Annotated in this window: 19 protein-coding genes, 1 pseudogene and 1 CRISPR repeat array; of the genes and pseudogenes, 8 read left to right on the top strand and 12 right to left on the bottom strand. The window is 69.9% G+C overall.

Annotation, left to right across the window (positions count from 1 at the left end; all coding sequences use genetic code 11):
* Positions 1-23 precede the first annotated feature (23 nt).
* The 10 genes from cas1e to ABZ862_RS01575 all read right to left on the bottom strand — a co-directional run bounded on the left by cas1e (position 24) and on the right by ABZ862_RS01575 (position 12,649).
* Complete coding sequence (gene cas1e, locus ABZ862_RS01620) at positions 24-950, bottom strand: type I-E CRISPR-associated endonuclease Cas1e (RefSeq protein ID WP_360951385.1); 927 nt, start codon at positions 948-950, stop codon at positions 24-26.
* Between the two features lie 71 nt (positions 951-1,021).
* Complete coding sequence (gene cas6e / locus ABZ862_RS01615; protein ID WP_360950431.1) at positions 1,022-1,711, bottom strand: type I-E CRISPR-associated protein Cas6/Cse3/CasE; 690 nt, start codon at positions 1,709-1,711, stop codon at positions 1,022-1,024.
* Positions 1,708-2,583: a type I-E CRISPR-associated protein Cas5/CasD gene (gene cas5e / locus ABZ862_RS01610; protein WP_360950428.1), complete on the bottom strand. Its 876-nt coding sequence runs from the start codon at positions 2,581-2,583 to the stop codon at positions 1,708-1,710. The genes cas6e and cas5e overlap by 4 nt, the downstream gene beginning before the upstream one ends.
* Complete coding sequence (gene cas7e, locus ABZ862_RS01605; RefSeq protein WP_360950425.1) at positions 2,583-3,758, bottom strand: type I-E CRISPR-associated protein Cas7/Cse4/CasC; 1,176 nt, start codon at positions 3,756-3,758, stop codon at positions 2,583-2,585. The genes cas5e and cas7e overlap by 1 nt, the downstream gene beginning before the upstream one ends.
* Positions 3,759-3,834: 76 nt before the next feature.
* The gene (gene casB, locus ABZ862_RS01600) at positions 3,835-4,542 is read right to left on the bottom strand and encodes a type I-E CRISPR-associated protein Cse2/CasB (protein WP_360950422.1); all 708 of its coding nucleotides are present in this window, start codon (positions 4,540-4,542) and stop codon (positions 3,835-3,837) included.
* Positions 4,543-4,583: 41 nt separating this feature from the next.
* The gene (casA, locus tag ABZ862_RS01595) at positions 4,584-6,170 is read right to left on the bottom strand and encodes a type I-E CRISPR-associated protein Cse1/CasA (RefSeq protein WP_360950420.1); all 1,587 of its coding nucleotides are present in this window, start codon (positions 6,168-6,170) and stop codon (positions 4,584-4,586) included.
* Between the two features lie 229 nt (positions 6,171-6,399).
* Positions 6,400-9,348, bottom strand: coding sequence for a CRISPR-associated helicase Cas3' (gene cas3, locus ABZ862_RS01590; RefSeq protein ID WP_360950417.1), 2,949 nt, complete (start codon positions 9,346-9,348; stop codon positions 6,400-6,402).
* 209 nt (positions 9,349-9,557) lie between these two features.
* Positions 9,558-10,684: direct repeats of the CRISPR family, unit length 29 nt; unit sequence GTCGGCTCCGCGCGAGCGGAGGTGTCCCG.
* Between the two features lie 64 nt (positions 10,685-10,748).
* Positions 10,749-11,069 (bottom strand): DUF6415 family natural product biosynthesis protein, encoded by a 321-nt coding sequence (locus ABZ862_RS01585; protein WP_360951382.1) that lies wholly within the window; start codon positions 11,067-11,069, stop codon positions 10,749-10,751.
* Between the two features lie 50 nt (positions 11,070-11,119).
* Entirely contained in the window at positions 11,120-11,323 is a 204-nt protein-coding gene (locus tag ABZ862_RS01580; protein WP_360950414.1) for a hypothetical protein, read from the bottom strand.
* Between the two features lie 120 nt (positions 11,324-11,443).
* The gene (locus ABZ862_RS01575) at positions 11,444-12,649 is read right to left on the bottom strand and encodes a helix-turn-helix domain-containing protein (protein ID WP_360950411.1); all 1,206 of its coding nucleotides are present in this window, start codon (positions 12,647-12,649) and stop codon (positions 11,444-11,446) included.
* A 261-nt stretch (positions 12,650-12,910) separates the two neighbouring features.
* Here ABZ862_RS01575 and ABZ862_RS01570 point away from each other — a divergent pair, with 261 nt between their 5' ends.
* The 8 genes from ABZ862_RS01570 to ABZ862_RS01535 all read left to right on the top strand — a co-directional run bounded on the left by ABZ862_RS01570 (position 12,911) and on the right by ABZ862_RS01535 (position 23,110).
* A complete protein-coding gene (locus ABZ862_RS01570; protein ID WP_360950408.1) occupies positions 12,911-14,062 on the top strand; it encodes a magnesium and cobalt transport protein CorA in 1,152 nt (383 codons plus the stop codon).
* A gap of 362 nt (positions 14,063-14,424) precedes the next feature.
* Entirely contained in the window at positions 14,425-15,624 is a 1,200-nt protein-coding gene (locus tag ABZ862_RS01565) for a TIR domain-containing protein (RefSeq protein WP_360950405.1), read from the top strand.
* Positions 15,625-15,649: 25 nt separating this feature from the next.
* Positions 15,650-16,078, top strand: coding sequence for a hypothetical protein (locus ABZ862_RS01560; RefSeq protein WP_360950402.1), 429 nt, complete (start codon positions 15,650-15,652; stop codon positions 16,076-16,078).
* Positions 16,075-18,831 (top strand): FxSxx-COOH system tetratricopeptide repeat protein, encoded by a 2,757-nt coding sequence (fxsT, locus tag ABZ862_RS01555; protein WP_360950399.1) that lies wholly within the window; start codon positions 16,075-16,077, stop codon positions 18,829-18,831. The genes ABZ862_RS01560 and fxsT overlap by 4 nt, the downstream gene beginning before the upstream one ends.
* A 9-nt stretch (positions 18,832-18,840) precedes the next feature.
* Entirely contained in the window at positions 18,841-19,779 is a 939-nt protein-coding gene (locus ABZ862_RS01550; RefSeq protein ID WP_360950396.1) for a ribokinase, read from the top strand.
* 25 nt (positions 19,780-19,804) lie between these two features.
* Positions 19,805-20,734, top strand: coding sequence for a hypothetical protein (locus ABZ862_RS01545; protein WP_360950393.1), 930 nt, complete (start codon positions 19,805-19,807; stop codon positions 20,732-20,734).
* A gap of 44 nt (positions 20,735-20,778) precedes the next feature.
* Positions 20,779-22,488: a carbamoyltransferase C-terminal domain-containing protein gene (locus tag ABZ862_RS01540; RefSeq protein WP_360950390.1), complete on the top strand. Its 1,710-nt coding sequence runs from the start codon at positions 20,779-20,781 to the stop codon at positions 22,486-22,488.
* Between the two features lie 85 nt (positions 22,489-22,573).
* Positions 22,574-23,110, top strand: coding sequence for a GNAT family protein (locus ABZ862_RS01535; protein ID WP_360950387.1), 537 nt, complete (start codon positions 22,574-22,576; stop codon positions 23,108-23,110).
* A 17-nt stretch (positions 23,111-23,127) separates the two neighbouring features.
* Here the strand turns inward: ABZ862_RS01535 and ABZ862_RS01530 are convergent.
* Positions 23,128-23,484 (bottom strand): annotated as a pseudogene (locus ABZ862_RS01530) (crosslink repair DNA glycosylase YcaQ family protein); the annotation flags it as partial.
* A 155-nt stretch (positions 23,485-23,639) separates the two neighbouring features.
* Positions 23,640-25,163 (bottom strand): hypothetical protein, encoded by a 1,524-nt coding sequence (locus ABZ862_RS01525; protein ID WP_360950384.1) that lies wholly within the window; start codon positions 25,161-25,163, stop codon positions 23,640-23,642.
* Positions 25,164-25,177: the final 14 nt, after the last annotated feature.

Raw genomic sequence — 25,177 nt, 5'->3', positions numbered from 1 at the left:
GGGAGGGGGTGGGCCTTTCGTCGTCAGCCGGTGGGTGCGTGGTTGGTGCCTCCGGGGAGGGGGCCGGTGACGGGGTCCCAGAGGTCGACGAGTTGCTCGTCGAGTTCTTCGTCGTCGGGGCGGGTGGGAGCCTGGTCGGGGGCGAGGAGGGTCTGGAGGTCGTGGACGATGCGGGGCATGAGGCGGAAGAGGCGGAGGTTGTCGCGGAAGGAGCGGCGGGCTTCTGCTTCGGGGTGGGTGGATTGGTGGAGGGAGAAGGCGAGGGGGATGGTGAGTTCGGCTTTGTAGAGGTCGGCGATGTCGTAGACGAAGGCTTGCTGGTTGCCGCTGTGGACGAAGCCGAGGGCGGGTGAGCAGCCGAGGGCGACGATGGCGGCGTGGACGATGCCGTAGAGGCAGGTGTTGGCTGCGGACAGGGCGAGGTTGACGGGGTCTTGGGTGTCCCAGGCGTCGGGGTCGTAGGTGCGGCGGAAGCGGCCGATGCGGTGTTGCTGGGCGAGGAGTTTGTAGAGGGCTTTGACGCGTTGGCCTTCCAGGCCGCGCAGTTGCTGGAGGGTGGCGCCGGGTGGTGCCTGGCCGGGGCCGAAGCGGTGTTCGTACATGGCGGTGGCGACGGCGAGGCGGCGGGTGTCGTCGGCCCAGGCGCGGGCCTGGTGTTCGAGCCAGGTGGTGGTGAGGGTGCCGGGGACGGTGGCGGCGTAGCAGCGGACTCCGCCCATGCCGGTGACCAGGACGGTGGTGCCGTGGCGGGCGAAGGTGGCCAGGGCGGGGGCGGTGATGGAGGTGCCGGGGCCCAGCAGGACGCAGGCGAGGGCGGCGGTGGGGAGGTAGACGGTTTCGCGGCCGCGGCGTTCGGTGGTGATCTCGGCGCGGACTCCGGTGTCGTCCTGGTGGACGCGGACGACGTCGAGGTAGAGGAAGGAGAGGCTGTCGATGACGCGGGGCAGCATGGCGACGGTGGGGGCGGCGAGACGGCGGCGGCCTCCGCCGGTGGGGGCGGAGGCCGCGGGGGTGGGGCCGGTCATGTGGGGTCCGGGGCGGGGGCGATGCTGAGCAGGCCGCAGCCGTAGGCCTTGCCGCGGCCGATGCCGTGGTGGAGGGCGGTGCGCAGCAGGTCGGGGTCGATGACGGTGGCGGTGCCGTCGAAGCGGACGCGGTGGTGGCGGATCGTGTTGGCGTTCTTGGCGTCGCTTTGGGTGCGGGGGTTGGTGGGGCGTGTGCGGTCGCGGACGGTGTCGAGGGGTTGGGAGGTGAGGGTGAGGGTTTTCAGGCCGGCGGCGTCGGCCTGGCGCTGCCACCATTCGTCGGCGGCGGTGCCTCGTAGGGGGACGACGGCGGGGAGGTTGTAGAGGGCGCGGGTGGTGGCGCCGGGTTTGCGGACGGGTGAGGCCGCACACCGGAAGTGGAGGGTGCGGCCGGGCTGGAGGGCGGTGAGGAGGTCGTCGAGGGGGCGGGTGGTGAGGGCGGCGTAGTTGTCGGGGAGTCTGGTGGGGTCGGGGGGCTGGTTGGACTGGAGGAGGAGGTGGCTGCCGCGGGTGGTGTCCTCGATGCGGAAGAGGACGCCGAAGTGGGTGCGGGCCTGGTCCTCGACGCCGTCGGGGAACAGGGACATGACGCGGCGGTGGAGGGAGGTGCTGTGTGTGCCGCTCAGTTCCTGCTGGGCGAGGCGGGAGGTGGGGTGGGGGGTGAGCCGGGTGAGCCACAGGGTCATCGGAGGCTCCCTTCCGGGGCAGGGCGGGCTTCGGGGGTGAAGGTGGGTGAGGTGTAGGCGGCGAGTTGTCGCAGGTGGGCGGGGCCGTAGCCGGCGCGGAGGGCGGCGGGGAGGGGAAGGGTGCGCCGGTAGAGGGGGCGGGCGCGGTAGCGGCGGTGACCTGGGGTGAAGTCCACGGGGGCGTCCAGGACGGTGGAGTGCACCTGTACGGCGTCGTCTGCGGCGCCGTCGCCTGCGGGTGCGGGCAGGACGGTCAGGGGCTGGTCGGAGAGGAAGAGCACCTCGACGGTGTCCTCTTCACCGGTGTCGTCCGGTTGTTGACGGGTGGCGGGTGCGGGCTGGGCGAGGGGGAGGCGGACGAGGTCGGCGTACAGGTTGCTGCTGGCGCCGATGAGGAGGGGGCCGGCCGGGGGGCAGGAGCGGCGGCCGAGGTAGAGGGGCCAGCGCGGAAAGCGCAGGGCGTTCGCCCAGGCGGGCGGGGGCGGGGTGTGGTCGGGGCGGGCCAGCGCGATGGTGAAGGCGGCGTCTTCCAGGTACCAGCGGGTGCTGGTGAGGGTGGAGGTGTCGCCGGGGCGGCGTCCGCCGTCTGCGGTGATAACGCTGCGTGGGCCGGACAGGCCGCCGCCGACGGTGTGGAAGTCGCGCAGCCGGTTGCCGGGCCGGTCGACGCGGACGGTGAGCGTCATCTCGAGGTCGTCCAGGCTCTGGTGGCGGGGGCGGCCGAGGGCGGCGGCGAGCAGGCCGGTGAGCGCGGAGCGGCTGGGAAAGGCCAGGGTGTCGCGGTCGTTGAAGTGGCTGTGCTCGCCCCAGGACTGCAGGGGGCCGGCCAGGCGCAGCAACAGACCGGGCACGCGGGGGCGGTCGGCGGTCATCACGCGGCCCTGTCCCGCAGGGTGAGGCGGGCGGCGGCGTCGGTGATCAGTGTGTCGAGGCCGTCCGCACGGAGGCCGAGGCCGTCGGGGAGGTCCTTCAGCTCGGGGCTGGACCATCCCTGCCACAGCAGCTGCCGGGTGCCGAGGAACGCGGCGGCGGCCTGGGCGTAGGCGGCGAGGGCGTCGACGGAGGGAACGGCGTGGCCGCCGTGTGCGGCGGGGCGCACGGGCTGTTCGAAGGCGGCGGCGTAGGAGACGGGCCGGTCCGCGCGCAGGGCGAGGTGGACGAGATGGGGCAGGGTGTGGGGGGCGGTGGAGTTCTTCTTGGCCTGCGGCACGGCGAGCGTGAACGCGGTCAGGAACGTGGTCAGCAGTTCCCGGACGTCGGTGTGGGTGCCGGCGAGATTGTTGGTGAGTTCGTCGAGGTCGACGGTGGCGTACCGGTAGAAGGTGCCGGCGCTGAACTCGGCGTGGCCCATGTGGGCGCTGCCGGTGGTGTCCTTCCATGCGGAGGTGAGGTCGTCGACCGCGGTGAAGTAGTCCAGATCGACGTCGTTCTCGTGGGTGGTCATGGCGTGGGCGACCTGGACGGCGCCGTCGACGCCGGCGCGGTCGATCTCGGCGAGCATGCGGCCGAAGAGGTTGATGACGTCGTTGCGGCCGCGCAGGACCGCGTCGATGGCGGCCTTCGGCAGGGCGGAGGCCTTCGTGTCGCCGTTCTTCTTGATGTCCTTGGCCGTCGACTCCAGCGTCTGCCGGTGCTCTACGGCCAAGTCGGCCAGTTCCGTCACCGCGGCGCGCGGGACGTAGACCATCGCATTGGTCACCACGTGGTTGGGGACGGGCTTGTTCGCCTCGTCGGTCTCGACCTCGAACTTGCCGACGGCGGCGGCGATGTGCGCGCCGGCCCGCTCGGCGAGCGGCTGCGGCCAGCCCCGCTCGACCAGTTCCCGGGTGACGGCCTCACCGATCCGGCGGGTACGCAGGGCGCTGTCACCGGACAGGCGCTCGAACTCCATGCGCACCGCCCGCTTCCAGGACTGGCTGCTCACCCGGGTGCGCAGGGCGCCCCCGTACAGGACGGTCTTGACGGAGTTGGTGTCGTCGCGGTTGAGGTTGGCGAAGGGGACGGACTGCACGACGTGGATGTCCAGGAAACGGGGCGTGGCGGGCATGGCGGATCCTCCGAACAGGGCGTGGTCTGTCGTCGGCCGGCACCGGGACGGTGCGCTGGCAGAGGGGGTGAGGCGGTCAGTCGTCGGCGTCGGCGGCTTCGTCGGCCTCGGTGTCGGCGTTGCGGGCGGCTGCTTCCAGGGCGGCCCGGCGCAGCCGGTAGAAGTCCTGCAGCCAGCGCCGGCTGATCGTCTTGGAGTAGCGGGGCCAGGAGGCGAGGTCATCCAGGAGGACGGCGAAGTCGATGCCGGTGTCGGCGGTGCGCAGCAGGCGGATGCTGCCGGGCAGGTGGCGGTGGAGGCCCTCGAGGCTCTGCCGGGTCAGCAGGTTGAGGCGGGCCTCGGCCGTTTCCAGCCGGACGCCCGGCTGACCAGGACGGGCGGGCACCGCCCGGGCGAACGCGGCGCCCAGGCTGTCCCGCCGCACCCGCACCTGCCGCTCCTGTCCGACCGCGGTCTTCGCCATGGTGGCCGTTTCGCCGCCCGCGTCGCCGGCCTCCTCGCCGGTGTCCGGCTCCTGCTCACCGGTGGTGAAGGAGTGGCGGGGGCGGTCGGCGATCATCGCCGCCACGGCGTAGAAGGCGCGTTCCTCGGCCGGGGAACAGTTGTCCGGCAGCCATCCCGCGACCAGGCGGTGCAGGCCCTGGACGTCGTCCAGTCCACGGCGCAGTCCACGACGCAGCGCGACACGGGCACCGGGATCCTTGGCACAGGTTTCGTCGATCCACGTCACATACCGGCGGTAGACGTCGAGGCGGGTCGGGGGCGGCACGGCGGTGGTGGTCATGGAGGGGTCCTCCCGGTTCATGGGCCAGGGGCAGGGGGTTGTCAGGGGCGGGGGCGGCGGTGGCCGCCGTAGAGCTCGATACGGGCGTCGGCGACGGCCCGCGCACCGCGCTGGGTGTGGCAGACGGGCCGGGTCACCTGCTCATAAGCACGTTCGGCGATCCGCTGGAACGCCGTGCGGGCGGCGGCCCGGTCCAGGCCGGCCTCCACGGCTGCGGAGCCGCCGCGGTCCAGGGCGGTGAAGCGGCTCCAGAACTCGCCTTCCGCCTGCGGCCAGTACAGGGCGGCGGCGCGCGCGACCCACGCCTCGGCCTCCTTCGGTTTACTCTCACCGGTGTAGAGCTGGCAGGCCCGGCGCACCGCGTACTCCACCCGCCGCCCGAACATCTCCCCCATGCGCCGCAGCCGCCCCACCGCGGGGTGACTGGCCGGGGTCTGCTTCTCGGCGTGGTCGAGCACAGGCGGGGTGAGACCGGAGACGAACTGCCGGTCCTTGGCCTGCCCGTCCTGGTCGAAGCCGAGGGCGCGCACGGCCAGCGGACGCTCCAGCACGTCGGAGAGCTCCACGGCGTGCCCGCCGTCGAAGACCTCCGGACGCCGCGCCTGCGCGGTCCCGCCGGGCTCCATCAGGAGCAGGGCGTCGAGGTCGCGCCACAGAGCGCGCCCGGCGTCGGCAGGCCGCGGATACGGGTTGCCCTGCTGGCTGATCTGCCAGATCAGGAACGGATCATCCCGGGGAAGCCGGCCGTCACGGTAGGCCCAGGTGATGAACGCGTCCTTGACGCTGCCGACGTCACCGGGGTCGGGAACCAGGAGCAGCGCATGCTGGGAGACGGCCGTCAGACGGGAGCACGGGCCCTGCACAGCGGGTGGCGCCGCGTCCGGGTCGGGGAGATGTTCCCACTCCCACATGCAGCGGTCCTGGGCGCGGCGCACATGCGGTTCGGGGCGGATCAGGCCGGCCAGCAGCGTCTCGAAGAGGCTGCCGCCCTCGGGGTGGTAGGACAGCGCGCCGCGCAGCGGTCCCGCCTTCATGCTCGCGGTGGCCTTCCCGTTGACGGTGCGGGCCGAGCCGCGCCCGGAGGGCCCGTAGTAGTGCCAGGTCAGCAGGCTCAGCACGGCCTCGCCCGCCGGGACGGGATCCGGGTCCTCGTCCTGGACGTGAGTGAACCAGGCATGGTTGTTGCCCGACGGGCGGGTCGTCACCAGCTTGTTGACGCCGGCCGAACGCTGCGGGTCGCACTGCTCGACCATGCGCGGATCCTGCATCCAGGGCCGGGCGGTGTCGAACAGGCGCATCCGGTGCGACCACTCACCGAAATAGGCGGCGATACCGTCGACGGGTAGCCGACCGGCGTCCAGGACGGCGAAGCGGCGCTCGGACCAGTCCTCACCCGAACCGTCATCGTCCTCGTCCAGCCCGCACACCCGCGCCGTCAGCGCATACAGAACCCGCAAGAGAGCGGCGTGGGCAGGCGGTTCGGTGATCGCGAGCCCACTGATCTCGTGGCCGCGCTCCAGCAACGTGCGAAACCCGACCTTCGGTGGCAGCACCTCACCGGTCATCTGCGCGGACGCCGTCCACAGCACCGGCAGACACGGCTCTTCGTCGAGAGGAAAGGCAGACACTTCGCGGATCACGCTCCCGGACAACCGGATTGGGCACAATGAGGTGAGGGCTCCGCACGAGCGGAGGTGTCCCCAGTGCGTGGCACAGCCAGACTGCGGAACTCCCCCTAGGCCCGCACGAGCGGGCCTGCATGGGCCTGACCCCAATTCACTTTCGGGGCAGGCCTCTGCACTTACAAGAACAGTGCATGGCAAAGCCCAATCGCTGCAACCGGTTCGGGAAAATCGGTCATACTCGTTCAACTCCGGTCGTGTACGTGAATTCCAGACGGACACTTGCGAGTTGTCCCACCCATAAAAGGTCCTCGCCGACGGATCCGGCCCGCATCATGGGCACGGGTACGAGGTCTCGGAGGTGGACACGCTCACGCCAGGGGGAGGGGAGCGCGGTTTGCTCGGCCGCGGGAGGAAGCCACCTGCCGGGCACCGGGACGGTGCGGGCGACGATCCGGCGGACCAGGGCCCGGGGCAGATCCCCCTTGAAAGGAAGGGGGAAACGCCCCTCCTCGTCGAGCGTGATGGTGCCGTCGTCCTGGGTGAACAGCAGCACAAGACGCCCGGTGTCGGCACCCAGGCGGGTGGTGAGCAGGTCTGCGGTCAACGCGGCGGTGCCCTTGCTCAGGAGGGACAGGTCACCCCGCACCATGTACGGGGCGCTGATCCCGGTCATGACCGCGAGGCTCTCCTCCGCGATCCGTTCCCCCTCGCGGCGCTGATCCAGCCCCACCAGCCGGCGTGCCACGGCCTCGGCTTCCGCACGGCCCGCCGCATCCAGACGGTCGGCGAAGTCCTCGGCATACACGGCATCTACGAGTTCCTGCACGTCGCCGGGGACGGCAATGCCCGACTCGACCTTCTGCGCGAGGAGAGTGGCGGTGCGCAGCAGCAGGCCTTGGTCGTAGACGTCGCCCCACGATCGTGGTGGCTGCGTACGGCCATCGGGCCCGACGGGTTCCAGGACGGCGAGGGCGGGGCGGTCCTCTGCTGCAGCCCACGCCGGCCTTCCGCCCGGCCCACGGGCGTGGCGCCGGCCGCGACCGGCCCGCTGCAGGAGGAGGGCGAGGGGGGCGAGGTCACTGATGACGAGGTCGAAGTCGAAGTCGAGTGACTGTTCCACGATCTGCGTGGCCACCAGGATCGACGCGGGCCGCGGGACGGGCGTCTCACCCTTGGCGGGTTTGCCGTAGGCCCCCTCGCAGGCGGTGGTGATCTCCTGCCTCACCAGACCGGGGAACCGCGAATGCAGCAGCCGGATCCCACCCCGCCGCGCAGCCAGTTCAGGGAAGGCGGCCTTCAGGTCGCGGTAGGTGCGCTGGGCTTCCGCCACTGTCGTGCAGCACACCAGCGCCGTACCCCCCTGCTCGGCAACCGGAGCCAGCAGGTCCCGCAGAGCGCCACGCCGGCCACCCGCCGTGGGGTACGGGGAGACGTCCTCGCAGTCCCAGACCACGCGGTGGACCCTCACGTCCACGGTGCGAGGCCGGCCGGTCCCCACCGGCCTGGGCCCCGTCACGGCACCGGTCGCAGCGTCGGCGTACAGCCACCCCGGGTAAGCGGGCCGGATACGGCTGGGCTCGGTGAAACCGGCGCCGCGCCGGTAGGCGTCCACCAGCGCCGTCGCCGTGCGCCCCGTCAACGTGGCCGACAGCAACACCACCGGCGCCCGAAACTCCCCCAGCCACTCCAGGAGGCGGACCATGAGGGTCTGCATCCACGGCCCGTACGCGTGCGCCTCGTCCACCACCAGCACCTTGTCCGACAGGCCGAACAGGCGCAGGGCGTTGAAGGACACCGGCAGCACAGCCGTCAGCGCCTGATCGATCGTGCCCGCTCCCAGCGGCGCCGCGAACCCGCGCTTCCCGCCCTGACGCAGCCACTCCTGCGCCTCCACCGCCGTGGCCGACACCGCACTGAACAAAGCCCCGGCATCCGTCTCCTCGACCACCAGCGCCGATGGGAGCGTATCGGGCAGCCGCCATCTGTCCGGCGACAGGGTTTTCGTCCGCTCGTCATCCATGACGGGGCTCAGCCACGCGGCAGCGTGCAACAACAGCAACGCCCGCTCCCCGCTCATCGCGTGCTCCGCGAAGGCGGCCACGCGCGGGAACATCAAGTCCGCAGTCGCCATCGTCGGAAGCGCGAAGTACAGCCCCCGGGCGCCGGAGGCCCGCCCCAGCACCGAGGCCGCGAACAACGCCGCCTCCGTCTTCCCGTCCCCCGTCGGCGCCGTCACCAGCACCAGACCGGAAGCCCCCTCCCCCACCACCGCGGGAAGCACCTCGGCGACATCACGCTGCAAGGCGTTCGGGGTGAACGGGAACAGCTTGCCGAACTCCAGGCCCGGCCCGGCCGGGAACTCCGCCCGCCCCAGCCGCGCCGCCGCCACAACACCCGGAGCGGTCTTCACCGCCCGCTCGTAGTGGACATCCAACTGCTCCGGCGATCCCGACCATCCGCGGCCCGGCAGCAGCGCTGCGATCCAATCGACGCTGCTGGCAAGCCAGTCCGCCAGCACCACCAAACCATGCACCCGCACCGAAGTCGCCGCCGAAAGCCCTCCCGACGGCACCGCCTCGGCACCCACCACCCTCGCCAACTCCTCCAGGTGCCGACGCCGCTGCTGCTCCCACCCCTGCCGTCCCAGCCCCTCCTGATACTCACCGGCCCGCACCGCCTGACGAGCCGGAACCACATCGGCGAAGCAGCCGTGATGCCCACCCAGCATCTGCGCCACCTGGTGCGGCAGACTCCGCGCCTGCGACCTCCCTACGGGATAACCGAGTTCGGCCAGCAGCGAGATCAGAGCCCAGTGCGTCCCGTGCTCATGACGGAACGCCCGCAACCCCTCGGCACCCTCAGCCGCCGCATAGCCCCCGCCGTCCACCAACGCTGCGTAGGCATCCGGTACCTGCGCCTGAAACGGCGGTGTGACCTTTCCAAGATCGTGGAGTCCTGCCCAGAACGCCAGCACCCCCCGCGCCTGGACCACGCTCAGCCCGAGCTCCGCAGCGATCCCCTCCCGAAGCCGCGGATGAAGCAACACATCCCACAGCACAGCGAACACCGCTGCCACGTCCAGGAGATGACAAATCAACGGGTACGGACAGGGCAGCCCCCGTTCCTTGCCCCACACCCGCGCATCGAGCCGCCCTCCGACAAGCACCACATCGTCGCTCACGAGAGAATCTCTAGCACCTGTCACTGACAACAGGCCTTGACCTGCCCACCCACCCCCTTCCTCCACGCCACGCAGTAATCTGCACGTGCAGGATCCACCAGAAAGACACGTCCCCTCCCTCAACCCCCGGCAGCATCAGACCAAATGATCATTCGCCTTAACCTCGGCAAAGGAATGACCAAGCCCTTCTAACACCGCAGGTCACGAAGGTCGGCTCCGCGCGAGCGGAGGTGTCCCGGTGGTGTCCAGCCACATCTGGAGATTGCAGCTGTCGGCTCCGCGCGAGCGGAGGTGTCCCGGCGTAACCCGTGGCCGGGTTCGGGCTGCTGACGTCGGCTCCGCGCGAGCGGAGGTGTCCCGCCGCTGTGGGCCGGGTTCCATTCGGTGTCGACGTCGGCTCCGCGCGAGCGGAGGTGTCCCGGCCCGGGGTCTGGTCCTGGTGACGCTCACGATGTCGGCTCCGCGCGAGCGGAGGTGTCCCGATGTGGGGAGCGCTCGGGGGTCAATCTGAGTCGTCGGCTCCGCGCGAGCGGAGGTGTCCCGGCCCGGGGTCTGGTCCTGGTGACGCTCACGATGTCGGCTCCGCGCGAGCGGAGGTGTCCCGCCGTGGGGGCACCGCATCGCGCAGCGCACCCTGTCGGCTCCGCGCGAGCGGAGGTGTCCCGGAAGACGAGGCCGCAACCCTGCCGTCACAGCGGTCGGCTCCGCGCGAGCGGAGGTGTCCCGATGGAGCTCCAGCCGGAGAGCGACGCGCAGCCGTCGGCTCCGCGCGAGCGGAGGTGTCCCGGGCACCCTGGCGCTCGCCGCGTCCGGGCAGATGTCGGCTCCGCGCGAGCGGAGGTGTCCCGGCCTGCTTGATGGCCTTCTCCATGGCCTTCGTGTCGGCTCCGCGCGAGCGGAGGTGTCCCGCACTTCGAGTTCACGACCCTGTACGGGCAGGTGTCGGCTCCGCGCGAGCGGAGGTGTCCCGTCCAGCGTGTCCGGGCTGAAAACGTCCATCACGTCGGCTCCGCGCGAGCGGAGGTGTCCCGACGTTCAGCGAGCCGCGGATGTTCGTGTCGGCGTCGGCTCCGCGCGAGCGGAGGTGTCCCGCTGGTGTTGGTCTCCAGGGTGCTGCGGTAGGCGTCGGCTCCGCGCGAGCGGAGGTGTCCCGTCGTTGAGGCGTACGGCGCCCGTGAGATGGGAGTCGGCTCCGCGTGAGCGGAGGTGTCCCGGCCGCCGGGCACGAGGCTCCCGTCGAGCTGACATCGGCTCCGCACGAACGGAGGTGCCCCGACCGTCTACAGCGCCCGACCCGGCGTGAACAAGTCGGCTCCGCGCGAGCGGAGGTGTCTCGGTGGTCACGAGCGCTGCGAGCGTATGCCAGCAGTCGTGACGCTCCCCTTCCATGTTCCGGGTCCCTAGTTCCCGACGAGCGTCTCGTAGTGTCCGCACAGGGCGACCAGGACACGGGCGAGACGCCGAGCGTGGCCGACCGCCCCGCCGGTCCTGGCGCTCGGCTCAGCTACCAGCCTGCTTCGCGCTTCCCACACGCACCCGCGCGCGGCAGACACGTTGCCACCGCCCGTCTCAACACAGCTCACTGTTCGCTCCACAACGGGCACAAGCACCGCGAGATGGCCATGCAACTTGTCTGTGAGCAGGGCAAGTTCTCCTGCAACAAGCGGAACACAGCCCGACGCCGCATCCGTTCCCAGCAGAAGTCGTGCGGTCTCACGCATCACGGTCAGGTTCACCCCGTCAGCGCCATTACCGTTCCCGGTCAAGGCGATCACCGGTCGGCCGACCGCGCGGCCACGCACCGGATGCACGCACAGGGCGGGGTCGGGGACATCAGCAGCGGCAGCTCCTGCCCATGCGGAACGCTCACGGTCCTGCGCTCGCCCGTCACGGCGCCGTAGCGGTCCACCGTGTAGACGCGCAGCGTCATCTTGGCTTGCGGCGAGCTGGACTCGTCGGGCGTCGTCGCGTTCATCGTGCGAGTACTCCTTTGCAGCATTGATCGCACCCTGGGGGTCTCACGACCTCTCCGTGGTCTTTGTGTTCATGCTGCTGTGGTGCACAGGCCTTGAGTTTCACGAGTTGTGAAACATCGTCATGTCAGGCCGATCCATGAGGCGAAGCCCGCCAGTGACTCCTTGCTGTACCGCTCCAGATGGATCAGCGTCTGTACTGTCTCCCGCACCTGCGGGTGGTTGCGTGTCTGTTCAGGTGCGACGCGTCGGGCGTCCTGGAGCGCTGCGAGCGTCTTCTCCCGGTTGCCGTAGTCGAGCCACCCCCTCGCGGCGTCCATGTACCAGCGACCGGCCCGGACCGGGGCCACATCTGCGGGCAGGCGTGTCCGATCCGCGCAGCGCGCCGCCTCGGGGCCGTTGTGCATCTCGACGGCCACGCCGAGGCGGTGCATGGCTACGTTGGTCGGTCCGAACTCCAGACCGTAGTGGTTGGCGTCGCCGCCGATTCGGCGGGCGGCCTCCGCTGCTTCGTCGAGGTGTGCCTGGGCCATCGACGCGTTTCCGGCCCGGGCGGCGAACATCGCCGATCGGAGATGAACAGCGCCGTGCACGCTTAGTGTCGGGCCGTTCATATGGCCGACGTCATCACCCAGATCGCGGCGAACGCGATCCAGGAGCCGCAGACCACGGTCGTACGCCGCGCCTTGGAGGAAGAGGGTCGAACGCTGCCACTGGGTCCTGCCGACGCGCAGTGGGTCGGCAGACTCGTACGACGCCCATTGCACCCGGTCCATTGCTTGGGAGCGCAGGTCGAACAGCCCGAGCGTGTACGCGATCGCGGTGACCCCGGAGTACGCCTCGGCAAGCAACCCGAACAGCCTTTCCCTCTCGGCCCCCTCGGCGGCATGGCATGCCGTCGACAGCTCGTCGAGCAGCGGTGGCAGCATCCGGCCGAGTTTCACATATCTCGCCTCGCGGCCGAGTGCGGAGGCGTGCGCGACATCGGCCGCCAGCTCGCCGTACGGCCGTACGGCGATGTCCTCGTCCGGGAGGTCCCAGCTGAGCATGGATGTCTGGATGTCCGCGACGGTGGCGTACACACGCCCGTGCCGCTGGTCCTCATAGGGTTGACCGGTGAGGTGCTCCAAGCGGACGCCGAGCGCGCGGGCTGCTCCCGCGGTGAGCGACGGCGTGGCCGGTTTGTGCCCCCGCTCGACCTGGGCAATCAAGGATTTCGAGCAGGGGATGCGCTGCGCGAGCTGCAACTGGGTCAGGCCGCGGGCTTTGCGCACCGCAGCGATACGCTGCCCGATCCGCTCACCTGCGGCCTCGTCCGCGTACGGCATACCTGCACCTCCGAGCCTCGACACCTCGACAGTAGCTCTGGCGAGCGTGGCGGATCGGCGATCGGACGCGGTTCACCTGATGGGGTGCGGGAGGTGCGTGCGACGCCACGTGTCGGATCTTGGGGGACCCCTGAGTCACCTTCGCCCCCTGACCTGGCCATGTTGGGCGGCGCGTAACGTCGCCCGTATATCCTGCGCCGTGATCGAGCCGGGAACGGGGCGAGCGCGGACCCGGGTGCGGTGGGCAGAGAGGCGGGCGTGATGTCCGAGCGACGTGTCCGGGCCCTGGCGAGGGGCCGCAGGAGGGCCATGTGGCGCCGTCCCGTGTCCGCGGCGCAGCCGCCCGCTGAACCGGTCGCGCCGGCCGGGCCGGCCGAGCCGGAGGCGGCCGAGGTGGCCAGCGTGGTCCAGGCCGCCCTCTACCGGGACGGGGTGCGGGTGTCCTCCCCCGTGACCCTCGCCGAGACCTTCCGTGAGCTGCGGGAGCGTTCCGGTATGGCGTGGATCGGGCTGGCCCGGCCCACCGAGACCGAGCTTCTGTCCCTCGCGAGCGAGTTCGATCTGCATCCGCTGGCGGTCGAGGACGCGCTCGAGGCGCATCAGCGGCCGAAGCTGGAACGTTACGGCGACACGCTCTTCGTCGTGCTGCGCGCCGCCCGTTATCTCGACGCGCCGGAGGAGGTGGACTTCGGTGAGTTGCACGTCTTCGTCGGTCCGGACTTCGTGATCACGGTCCGGCATGGCGCGGCCCCGGACCTCACCGCTGTGCGGCAGCGTATGGAGAAGTCTCCTGACCTGCTGAAACTGGGCCCTGAGGCGGTGCTCTACGCCATCCTCGACGCGGTCGTGGACGGTTACGCCCCTGTTGTCTCCGGCGTCCAGATCGACATCGACGAGATCGAGACCGAGGTCTTCCGCGGTGACCCGGACGTGTCCCGCCGTATCTACGAACTCTCGCGGGAGATGGTCGAGTTCCAGCGTGCCACCCGCCCTCTGGTCGGCATGCTGCACGGCCTGATCGCCGGTTTCTCCAAGTACGGAACCGACGAGGAGCTCCAGCGCTATCTGCGGGATGTCGCCGACCACGTCACCCACACCAGTGAACGCGTCGACGGTTTCCGCTCGGCCCTGACGGAGATCCTCACGGTGAACGCGACCCTGGTCAGCCAACAGCAGAACACGGAGATGCGGGCGCTGGCGGAGGCGGGCTTCGAGCAGAACGAGGAGATCAAGAAGATCTCGTCGTGGGCGGCGATCCTGTTCGCTCCGACGCTGGTCGGCACGATCTACGGAATGAATTTCGACCGTATGCCGGAGTTGCACTGGGTACTTGGATACCCGTTCGCGATCCTCCTGATGGCGGTTGTATGCACCAGTTTGTACGTCATCTTCAAACGGAAGCACTGGCTGTGAACATCTGACCACCGAGGGGCGGGGCTTCCGGTGGTCGCGTCCGTCCGCCGTCGGCGGGGTACTCGATCCGTACGATCAGGTCCCCGTCCTGGTCAGAGGCGAGGACGGCGTCAGGGAGGGGATCCCCATCATCACTCTGGCAGCAGACCTCCTCGTGCGGCACCGCGACGGGCGGCGGGCAGGCGGTGAGGCGATCCGCCCACCGCGAACTTCATCTGGCACTTCGTCAAGTTCGAATGCCTTGCGATTCTTGCGCTGGGTACGGTCGGGGTAACCATTTCGAGTGCACGGCCCGATCGGGAGGCGGTGAACTGCTGTCATCACACCGGCGGTACCGCCCGAGCGCGATGCGGCAGGCCGACGTGCCGGCTGACGACCGATCCGACGGGTCCCTCTTCATCAGCTACGCGCGGGACGACGGGGCCTGGGCGGAGTGGGTGGCCTGGCACCTCGAATCGGCGGGCTACGAGGTCGAGTTCGACCGGTGGGACTGGGTGCCGGGAGACAACGTGGTCCTGCGGCTGGATCAGGCGATCCGGCGCAGCCGCGTCGTGGCCCTGTTCTCGCGCTCCTACTACGAGCACCACACGTCCACGGCCGACACGTGGGCCGCGGTCCTGGCCATGGGGCACCGCCTCGTTCCCCTCAGGATCGACGGCAGCGATCCCCCGCCGCTGTTGGCGACGCTCCTGGCGCCCGCTCTGTACGACCTGGCCGAGGAAGCCGCTCACCGCGTCCTGCTCGAAGCCGTGCGCGGCCCGCGCAGGCCCGCGGTGGAACCCGCCTTCCCGACGGCGGGACAACCCGTTCATGTCGGCCGACGGCCCGCTCTGCCCGACTGGGGCCGTGGCGCCGCCGCTCTCGTCGGCGTCCACGCCTACCGTCATCTGGGGGACCGTGAGTCGATCAAGAACAATCTGGACTCGCTCCGGTCGGTGCTGACGTCCGACGCTTTCGGACTGCCGGCAGCCCATTGCCTCGTCGCCGACAACCCGAGCGACCCCCGCAACATCCTCGACGGACTCGAACAGGCCGGGCGCATCGCCGCACTCCGCGGCGGCACCCTGCTCTTCTATTACGCGGGTCACGGCGTACCGCACCCGCTGACCGGTCGCCTGTTGCTCTCGGTGGCGGACTCCCGGACCGGTGCTCCGCACACGTTCGTGGACTTCGACAGGGTCCGGGAGGTCGTCGAACTCTCCGGGGCGGCCAGCCGCTGTCTGATCCTCGACTGCTGTTTCAGCGGCCTGGCTCTCGACAGTCTCGGAGGCGAGGCACCGGTGGTGCCCCTCGTGGAGGGCAGCTTCGTCATGAGTTCGTCGGGCGCGACAGAGATCTCCCTGGCGCCGGCCGGGAGTACCTTCACGGCGTTCACCGGCACCCTGCTGGACATCTTCCGCAACGGGCTGCCCGACGGGCCGCCGGTGCTGGACGCCGACTCGTTGTTCGAAGGCGCCCGGTCGGTCTGCGCGCGTGCGGGCTGGCCGGAGCCGCAACGGCAGACGCGTAATCACGGCGGCCGTATACCCCTCGTGAGGAACGCCCACGTCGGAACCCGATGACATCCACTGCGGAGGACTCACGCTCATGGCGCATCCGGCACTGACCGTGAAACTCGGGAACGCACAACACACGGCAAGCCTTCATCGCTGGCTCCTGCGCGACCAGCGGCTGCGCGGACACGGCAGCGTCTCGCTCGTCCGGTCCGCCGAGGAAGGGCCGGCAGGCCGCGAGCAGCTCGGAGATCCCACCGCGGTCATAGCGATCGTGCTCTCCACGGCACTCGCGTTGCCCGAGTTCCTTGCGAGCGTACGGCGCTGGCGGACACGCGAGGCGCCCGCCGAACCGCAGGTGACCGTCCGGACCGGTGAGGTGGTCGTCGAGGTCTCCCATGGCACGACTCCGGCGCAGCTCAGCGCGCTGGTATCGGCGCTTCGAAGCGCCGAGGAGCAGCCGCAGGAGCCGCCGCGAGAGCCGCCGCAGGAGCCCGGGCCCGGCTCGGAGGAGGCTCGTTGAACTCTGGCTCAGGCGCCCGTTCCGGCCTGGAACGGCGTGACTTCTTCATCTCCTACACGGGGCGGGACCGGGCGTGGGCCGAGTGGATCGGCTGGCAGCTGGAGGACGCCGGTCACACCCTTTTCCTTCAGGACTGGGACTTCGGCCCGGGTGAGAACGTGGTCGAGCGGATGCGTGACGCGCTCGAGTCGGCCGACCGCACGATCGCCCTGGTCTCACCGCACTACCTGGCCTCTCCGTTCTGCCGCGACCAGTGGACGAGCGCGTTCCTCGAGGACGAGTACGGCCGGCACCGTCTGCTCCTGATCCGCGTGGAGCCGTGCCGGATGCCCCGTCTGTTCCGTAGCCGGTCGTACGTCGACCTGGTGCGTCTCTCGGCCGAGGAGTGCAGGGAGCGCCTGTTGGGTTCGCTGCGTGACGAACGTCGTAAGCCGGCGTTCGAACCGCCGCATCCGCATGCCGCGGGTGCGGGCGGCGCACCGCGCTTCCCCGGGCGGCTTCACATCTCCAACCTGCCGCCGCGCAGTCCCGCGTTCTGTGGCCGGACGACCGAACTGCTGTGGTTGCAGCGCTCGCTCTTCCACGGCACGGACACTCTGCGTGTCTCGGCGGTCTACGGTCTCGGCGGCGTCGGCAAGACCCAGTTGGTCAACGAATACGCCCACGTGCACGAGCAGGATTACGACGTCGTCTGGTGGGTTCCCGCGGAGCTTCCCGTGGCGATCCCCGAGGCACTCGTACGCCTGGCCCGCAGGATCGGTCTGCCCGAGGAACGCAACCAGTCGGAGATGCTCGGCGCGCTGTGGGATGCGATGCGAGACCTCGAGCGATGGCTGCTGGTCTACGACAACGTGGAGACCGCCCTGGCTCTCGCGCCCTATCTCCCTCCCGCCGGCAGCGGCCACATCCTGATCACTTCGAGGAGTCCGGCCTGGGGTCTGACCCCGGCGATCGAGCTCCGGCCGTTGTGCCTCGACGACGCGGTAGCCATGTTGCTGAGGCGGGTCGGTGACGAGGACCGAGCCGTCCTGACGAGCCTCGCCGTCGCTCTCGGCAGTCTGCCGCTCGCGCTTGAGCAGGCCGCGTCATACATCGAGGCGACCCGGGTGGCCCCCGAGGAGTACCTCCAGATGTTCCACGAGCACGGTGCGGAACTGCTCGCGGTCGAGTCGACCCTCATCGAGCAGACCGTGGCGGCCACCTGGCGGGTCGCGCTGGATCGGGTCAGACAGCAGGCACCCGCCGCGCAGAGCCTGCTCGCGCTGTGTTCCTATCTCCACCCGGAGGACATTCCCAGAGCTCTCATCACCGAAGGCGTCGACCTGCTTCCGGCGGGACTGCGCGACTCGCTCTCCCGGGGTTTCGCCTTCAACCAGGCCCTGGCCGTGATCCACCGCTACTCGCTCATCCACCTGACCCGTGACGCCCTTTCCCTGCACCGGCTCGTGCAGACGGTGATCCGCGCCGGGTTGCCGCCGGACGAGGCGAGGGAGTGGGCGGGGTGCGCGGTGCGTCTGCTGAACAGCGCCTTCCCGAACGGCGGCAGCGACGCCGGCCAGTGGGACAGGTGCGGGGCGCTGCTCCCCCATGCTCTGGAGGCCGTGGAGAACGCGGGCCGGCTTCAGGTGGAGCGTGTCGCGTCGGCTCTGCTGCTCAGCAAGGTCTCGACTTTTCTGTGGGGTCGTGCGGACCTTCCGCAGGCGCGTCGGCTGCTGGAGCGGTCGATAGCGCTGGAGAGTTCGGCCGATGGGGGCGGACTGCGGATGGCGGACCGCCTCAACGATCTCGGCCTCGTGCTGTGGGACATGGCCAGGCTCGCCGAGGCCAGGGCCGCGCACGAGCAGGCCTACAACATCCGCAGCGGCCTGTTGGGGGAAAGACATCCGGATCTCGCGCTGAGTCTGAACAACCTGGGCGGGGTGCTGTGCGATCTCGAGGATTACGACGCCGCGTGCGAGGCCCTCGGAACGTCACGGTCGATCTGGGAGGAGGCGGGGGCGCCCCCCTCGATCATCGCCCTCTCGCTGACCAATCTCGGTGTGGCCCTTCGCGGGCTCGGCCGGCTGCCGGCGGCACGGGCGGTCCTTGAGCGCGCGTGGGAGCTCTGGGAGGCCGGGGAGCGTGACGGGGAAGGCTCGCGGGCCGATCCCGCCGACGGGGGCGAGCTCATGGATAAACTAGGTCATATAGCGGGTATTCGGGCCTGTTGTGAGCGTGATCTGCCGGGGGATCGGCGAGCGGTGACGGACGCGGAGGCCGTAGGTCCTCTCGCCGTGCCGGCCGAGCGCCGGGTGGCTCGGGAGTGGGCTGCCGCGACCCGGTGGGGCACCGCCGCCGCGACGACCCTCGACAACCTCGGCACGGTGCTCGCTTCGACGGGAGAACTGACGGCTGCGCGGCAGGCGTTCCTCAAGGCGCTCGCGATCAGGGAGCTCAGGCTCGGCGCCGAGCATCCGGATGTCGCCTGGAGCCTGAGCAACGTCGCGGTCGTCCTCGCGGACCTGGGAGAACTCACGCAGGCGAAGTCACTCCTGGAAGAGGCCCTGAGAATACGCGAGTCGACGATCGGACCGGATCATCCTGACGTCGCGACCAGCCTGAACAACCTGGCGACCGTCGAACTCGAATCGGGCGGCACAACACGCGCGATCGATCTGATGAACAGATGCCTGAGGATACGCCGCGAGGCATTGTCGGCGGACCATGCTGCGACGAAGCGGGCGCAGGCCAGGCTGATCCTGTTGCACAAGTGAAGGGGTTTCATGTCCAAGGTACTGGTGGCAGGAAGAATCGACACCGACGCCGTGATCAATGTAAGCCGGCATCCGAGGCCGGGTGAGGAGATCGCGGGCTGGGGGCTTGAATACCTGCCGGGCGGCAAGGGCGCCAATCAGGCGGTGGCCGCCGCACGGGCGGGAGCCGACGTGACCATGCTGGGCTGCGTGGGCGCCGACTCGTTCGGGCGGGATCTGCTGGAATTCCTGACGCGGGAGCAGGTCGATGTCGCACACGTGACCAGTTCCCCTGGTTTTCGCACGGGCGTGGCCTTCATCGTCGTCGACGAGGCAGGAGAGAATACTATTGTCTACGACGGGACGCAGATGCCGCCCTTCACCTTCGACGACACCATCGGTATTTCCGTCGGCGATGTCCTGGTGAGCCAATTCGATATCCCGGAATCCGCTATCATCGGTTTCCTCGCGGCCGGTCGCGACAACGGGGCCCGCACGGTCTTCAACGCCGCACCGGCGCAACCGATCTCGGCCGAACTGCTCCGCCGGGTCGACATCCTGGTCCTCAACGAGTTCGAACTGGCCCGCGTCGCGGGGACGGCCGCACTCGACCCCACGGATCGGTACGGCGTCGAGGCCGCGATGCACCGCTTCGACGCGCCGGGCGTCCAGGCGCTTGTGGTGACTCTCGGAGCGGCGGGCGTGGTGGCCAGGGCGGGGAAGCAACTGTCGTGGTTCGAGGCGACCAAGGATGTGGCGGTGGACACGACCGGCGCCGGCGACGCCTTCACGGGTGCGCTCGCGGCGGAACTCTGCCGCGGCTCGTCACTGGGAACAGCGATCACCTACGCCTGTGTGTCCGCCGGGATTTCGGTGACACGGCGCGGCGCCGCACTCTCGATGCCTCACCGGCACGAGGTATTGCCCCGGCTCCCACACGTCAGCGGCGGGAGTGAACTGGTCTCCTGAAAACGCACCTTGACACCTGCAATACATGCCTGCTTCCATCAACATTGTGGAGTTCCCTTTGGATTCCGTGAACTTCAGCGACCCCGCCGACCCGGCCGAACGCATCGCCGCCGTCCGGCGCACCAGGGAAGCCGCCGCATCGAACCTGCTCGACGCACTCCGCGGGCCGGGAGAGAAATCGGAGCGCGGCATTCAGGATCGCTGGCTGCACGGCATGGGAAAGCTCTCCGGTATCTGCGCCGAGGGCTGGTATCAGCCGCCGCCCGGCGGTGCGGCTGTTCTGGTCGGACACGCCGGGGACGCGCACGCACGCCTGAACTACCATTCGCTCCGCCATGAGCAGACGTGGTCACGGAGTGACATCCCACTGGCCGACGACAGCCTCGTCTACGCCTATGCTTCGCCGTTCGACCGGAATTCCGCCATGATCGGAGACATCGGTGTCACGCTCTACCGGGGCGCCGACGACACCATCAGACGTCATCTGGCGACCTGCTGGGAACTGACCCGCAAGGTGGCGGGGTACGCCGAGGTGGGAATGGAACTCAGGACGCTCTTCCGGTACTCGCAGCGGGAGATCCGTTCGGCGGAACTCGTCAACGAGACCTCCGCCACCCGGTCCGGCCTGTCCAACATCGGGCACACCCTGCCCTGGTCGTACGGCACGTATTCGGCCGAGGCGCTGCGCTGCCTGCACGCCGGGGACACCGCCGCACTGCGCTCGGTGATCAGTGATGCGCGGGTCTCCATCGACGACAGAGCCGTACTGCGCATCGAGCCCGACATGGCACTCACCGTCGAACCGCAGATCTCGGCAGAGTCCGCTCCGCTGTGCAGCTATCACGTGATCGTCGCGTTCAGCGGGGGCGTGAAGGAAATCATCTCGTGTTTCGAAGACCTCTTCGACGAATACGGCATGGAGGCGTACCTGCCGCGGGAAGGCACCGCCGGATAACTCGGCCGGGGGGATCCGGTCCGACCTTGGGGGATGCGCGACTCATGCTCATCGCAGGCGTGAACATGGGAAGGACGTGCGACGGCAGGCACCGGCTCAAGGACGGCGCCGCGTGCCTCCTGCGTGACGGCGAGATACTCGTGGCGATAGCGGAGGAACGACTCAGCCGCCGTAAACACGACGGCGGCCACACGCTCGCCCTCGACTACTGCCTCGCCTCGGTGGGCGCGACCTACTCGGACCTGGACATGGTGGCGGTGAGCACCTGTGCCGAGGAACCTCTCGACGACGGCTGCGATCTCCGGTTGCCCGTCGATCGGCGCCGGATCTTCTCGGTGCCGTCCCACCACCTGTCGCATGCGCACACCGCGTACATGCTGTCGCCGTTCACCGACGCCGCGATCATGGTCATGGACAACGAGGGCACCATCGTCGGCCGGCGTACGAGCGAGGTCTACTGGAGGAACAGGGTCGAACGGAACACCTACTACACGGGGGACCAAGGGAGCATCGAGCGCCTCGACACGGCGGACGACGGCCTCGGCACCGACGAGTTGGGCCCCGGCGAGGCGTACCGGCACTTCACGTACTACCTCGGATGGCATTCGTACGTCTACGCGGGCAACACCATGGGGCTGGCACCGTACGGCGACCGACGGCGCCTCGACGGACTCCGGGTCTTCGACCTGCGGACCGACGCCGTGCGGACCCTCCTCAGAAACGGCGACGCCGACCCGGCGCGCGCGGTGGTCGGACTCGCGGCCGAAGCCGGGATCGACATAGGGCCACCGCGTCTGCCGCACGAAGCCCTCACGCCCCACCACGCGGACATCGCGGCGCTCATCCAGGACGAACTCGAAGCAGCCGTCGTGCACAAGGCACGGTCCCTGCAAAGGATCACGGGCAGCAGGAACCTCTGCGTCGGCGGAGGGGTGGCACTCAACTGCGTGGCGCTCCGCCGGATCCTGGAGCAGACCGACTTCGACCACGTCTACACCGGGCCCACCCCCGGTGACACCGGCCAGTGTGTCGGCAACGCCCTCTACGCCTGGACCACCCTCGCGGGCGGAGCACGGAGGACGAACCCCGGGAAGGCCTTCTTCGGCCGCCGCTACTCGGCGCGGGAGGTCGAGGCCACTCTGATGAACGACCCCCGGCTTCGCGTCCGGAAGCCGGATTCACTCGTGGCGGAGGTGGCCGGGTCGATCGCGCGCGGATACGTCACCGGCTGGTTCCAGGGACCCAGCGAACTCGGGCCGCGCGCCCTGGGAGCACGCAGCATCCTGGCCGATCCGAGACCCCGCGCGATGCGCGACTACCTGAACCTCGTCGTCAAGCACCGCGAGCCGTTCCGTCCGTTCGCGCCATCGGTACTGATCGACCACGCGGCCCCGTTCTTCGACGTTCCGCATGCCGGCCGGTTCATGGAGATCATCGCGACGGCCACCCCGATGGGCAGGGAACGCGTCCCGGCCGTCATCCACGTCGACGGCTCCGCACGCCTGCAGGCGCTCAGCGGGGACGACACATCGGTGTTCGCCGCTCTGCTGCGCGAGTTCCACCGGAACACCGGCATACCGATGGTGCTGAACACGTCCTTCAACCTGTCCGGCGAACCCATGGTCGAGACCCCCGCCGACGCCGTCGACTGCTTCCTGAGATCGGACCTCGACCTGCTCGCCATCGAGGGATTCCTCGTCTCCCGAAGCACGGACCCCCACCCGGGGCCACGCTTCCACCAGCGTTTCCGGTAGGCCCTCCCTCCTTTGTTTCCGCAGATGCGGAGCGCGGTGGGGAAAGTCGGTTGTTCCGCCGGTGGCCCTCCTATAGCAATGCCCCGTGATACGTGGTGAGAGGACCGGGCTGCGGGCCCGGCACGAGAGTGATGTCCCGGTTCTGCAGGCCGAGTTGTACGACGATGTCGTCACCCGGTCGCGGGCCGACTCCCGGCCGTGGCGGCCCGTGCCGCCCGGTTCGCAGGACTCGCCGTTCGCCGTGGCCGGGCCGTCGGACGAGGCGGCGTGCTTCTCCGTCGTCGAGCTTCAGTCGCAGGAGCTGGCCGGTGAGGCGCTGCTCTGGGGCATCGACACGCACAACCGGTCGGCTCATCTCGGGATCGCGCTGCGGCCCGCGTTCCGTGGTCGCGGGCTGAGCGTCGATGTACTGCACGTGCTCTGTGAGTACGGGTTCGCCGTCCGCGGGCTGCGGCGGCTGCAGATCGAGACCCTGACGGACAACGCCCCGATGCTCGCGGCGGCGGCCGGGGCCGGGTTCACGCGGGAGGGGACGCTGCGCCGTTCCGCCTGGGTGTATGGCGCGTTCGCGGACGAGGCCGTCCTCGGGCTTCTGGCGGAGGAGTGGTCGCGTCGGGGGTGAGCGGTGCCGGATCGCTGTCACCGTACGACGGCCCCGAGCCGGACTGCGTGTCCGCTCCCGGGATGCATCACCGAGAGCATCCGCTCCCCCTCCTCCGCCACGGCGTCCCGCTGCGGAGCGGTGAGGTCGCCGAAGGTCTCGATGACGAGGAAGTCGTCGGTGAGCCGTCACACCCCCGCCAGGAAGCCGTCCACCAGGAGCGTCGGGTACGCCGTGTTCACGTGCCAGTGACGTCCGCGGTACTGGGACGGTACGACCCGGGTGCGGTCGGCGTGGGCGAGGAGCAGATTGTCGAACTCGGGGAGGAAGCGGGGCGGGGCCGGGGTGTCCGGGCCGGGGCGGGGCGCGTCGGGAAGGTCGTACAGTCCGGTCCCGTCCGGGGGGCCGCGGAGTCGGTCATGCCCACCACGTTACGGCGGCATGCGGACAGCCGCGGTCCTGTTTCCCGCAGCGGCCGGCGGCGCGGGGCCACCGGCCTCGGTGGTGATCGCGCGCTGATGAGGCGGACGAGGACAGCAAGATGTCGTACCTACTCGTCAGGGGCGATGCAGCGCATGTCCTGGAGGCCCGCGGCGCAGAAGTAGCCGTGGTCCTCGCCGTTGATGCGTACGGAGACCGCGCTGTACGGCGCCCGTTTCACTTCGATCGACGCACCTGTGCGGTAGGAGCGGTCCTTGGGAATGTCGGTGGTGGCGAGGCGACCGCGGAGGGTGCCGGCGCGGCCGGTGGGGTGGAGGGTGCCGGTTGCTTTGCCTCCCCAGACCGTGGAGGTGTCGCATGGCGCGGGGTCCGTGCCGCAGACGCGGAAGAGCCTCCAGCGATAGGTGAACCGGCCCTGTCTGTCGATGGAAAGGGAGCCGGATCCCCAGGTCCAGGTACCGATGAAGGGGGCGAGGCCGGATGTCCGGGGGAGCGCGGGCGGGCTGCTGCGGCGGCCGAGCCACAGGCGGGCGTCCGCCTGATCGCCTGCCTGGTTGTCCGCCTGCTTCGCTTCGCCGCTGCCCAGCAGGATGTAGCGGCCGTTCAGGCCCGCTGCTCCGTACAGGTCGAAGACCTCGTCGAAGTGGTTGCGGCGGGTGGGCTGTTTGGTCCACCGGCGGCCGTCCGAGGAGGCCCACAGGGCGCCGACGGGGCCTCGGCGCATGTCCCGGGAACTGCCCGCCGCGAAGAACCCGCCGGGTACGGCGCTGACGGCGGTGGGGCTCTGCGCGTCACGGGGCGCCACACCGCTGTCGGGAATTCGCCCGACGTCGAGCGGACGGCCCGGAGTCCATGTGTCGTCCCCCGCCCGGCGGTTCCACAGGGTGGAACGGTACTCGTCGGGGGTGGCGTTGCTGCTCTCCGCGCGCGTCACCAAGACGCTCCCCCGGGCACCCGACGCACTCGTCACGGACGTCTGCCGTGTGAAGGGGACAGGTCCGGCGCCCCAGCGAGTCCCGTCATGTGAGGTCATGACAAGGCGCTCGGTGTGACTGGAGTCGTCGGTGCAGGCGGCTGCCACCGTGAAGCCGGTGGCGTCGGCCACGGCGGACACCTGAGGCTCGTGGGTCATGTACGCCGGGCAAGGTATGTCGTACGGCTGGCCGAAAGCCGCGTCCGGCGGTGCCGTCCACAGCCGCAGCGACTCCCCGCGGTAGGCCGTCAGGTCCGTGTTCGTGCCGCTCAAGGAGAAGGGGCCGCCGTCGTGCGCCACCACGACGGTGCCCTCCGGGCCGTCCGACACGGCCAGGATCTGGTCGGAGGGGACACCGCCCGGCAGGATCTCCGGCCGCTTCCAGTGGCGTGCGTCCTTCGTCCGCCATACGGCGGGTACCAGGTTGCCGCCGTTGCTCCAACCGCCCGCCAGGGTCAGCCGGTCCTCGCGGACGGCCGCGTACGCGGGAATCCCCTCCTCGGGCTGCGCCGGATACCAGGAGACTCCGTCCTTGGAGCCATACAGCCTGACCTCGCCGCCGTTGGAGACGCCCGCGACGACGAACTCATGCTCCGTGGCCAGTACTTGACTGGGTGTGAAATCGATGAACCCGGCGGGGAGCAGGGTCCTGGGCACCATGCTCCACCGGACGG

Origin of the sequence: Streptomyces sp. NPDC047000, assembly GCF_040644295.1 — a bacterium.
Taxonomy (GTDB): domain Bacteria; phylum Actinomycetota; class Actinomycetes; order Streptomycetales; family Streptomycetaceae; genus Streptomyces.
The sequence above is the reverse complement of the archived record's forward strand: the minus strand, read 5'-3'. Positions and strand labels throughout refer to the sequence as shown.

What these genes read in the sequence shown, in the direction of transcription:
- cas1e (WP_360951385.1), bottom strand. Translation starts at nt 950, where the DNA reads ATGCTGCCCCGCGTCATCGACAGCCTCTCCTTCCTCTACCTCGACGTC.
- cas6e (WP_360950431.1), bottom strand. Translation starts at nt 1,711, where the DNA reads ATGACCCTGTGGCTCACCCGGCTCACCCCCCACCCCACCTCCCGCCTC.
- cas5e (WP_360950428.1), bottom strand. Translation starts at nt 2,583, where the DNA reads ATGACCGCCGACCGCCCCCGCGTGCCCGGTCTGTTGCTGCGCCTGGCC.
- cas7e (WP_360950425.1), bottom strand. Translation starts at nt 3,758, where the DNA reads ATGCCCGCCACGCCCCGTTTCCTGGACATCCACGTCGTGCAGTCCGTC.
- casB (WP_360950422.1), bottom strand. Translation starts at nt 4,542, where the DNA reads ATGACCACCACCGCCGTGCCGCCCCCGACCCGCCTCGACGTCTACCGC.
- ABZ862_RS01585 (WP_360951382.1), bottom strand. Translation starts at nt 11,069, where the DNA reads ATGCGTGAGACCGCACGACTTCTGCTGGGAACGGATGCGGCGTCGGGC.
- ABZ862_RS01580 (WP_360950414.1), bottom strand. Translation starts at nt 11,323, where the DNA reads ATGAACGCGACGACGCCCGACGAGTCCAGCTCGCCGCAAGCCAAGATG.
- ABZ862_RS01575 (WP_360950411.1), bottom strand. Translation starts at nt 12,649, where the DNA reads ATGCCGTACGCGGACGAGGCCGCAGGTGAGCGGATCGGGCAGCGTATC.
- ABZ862_RS01570 (WP_360950408.1), top strand. Translation starts at nt 12,911, where the DNA reads ATGTCCGAGCGACGTGTCCGGGCCCTGGCGAGGGGCCGCAGGAGGGCC.
- ABZ862_RS01560 (WP_360950402.1), top strand. Translation starts at nt 15,650, where the DNA reads ATGGCGCATCCGGCACTGACCGTGAAACTCGGGAACGCACAACACACG.
- ABZ862_RS01550 (WP_360950396.1), top strand. Translation starts at nt 18,841, where the DNA reads ATGTCCAAGGTACTGGTGGCAGGAAGAATCGACACCGACGCCGTGATC.
- ABZ862_RS01545 (WP_360950393.1), top strand. Translation starts at nt 19,805, where the DNA reads ATGCCTGCTTCCATCAACATTGTGGAGTTCCCTTTGGATTCCGTGAAC.
- ABZ862_RS01540 (WP_360950390.1), top strand. Translation starts at nt 20,779, where the DNA reads ATGCTCATCGCAGGCGTGAACATGGGAAGGACGTGCGACGGCAGGCAC.
- ABZ862_RS01525 (WP_360950384.1), bottom strand. Translation starts at nt 25,163, where the DNA reads ATGGTGCCCAGGACCCTGCTCCCCGCCGGGTTCATCGATTTCACACCC.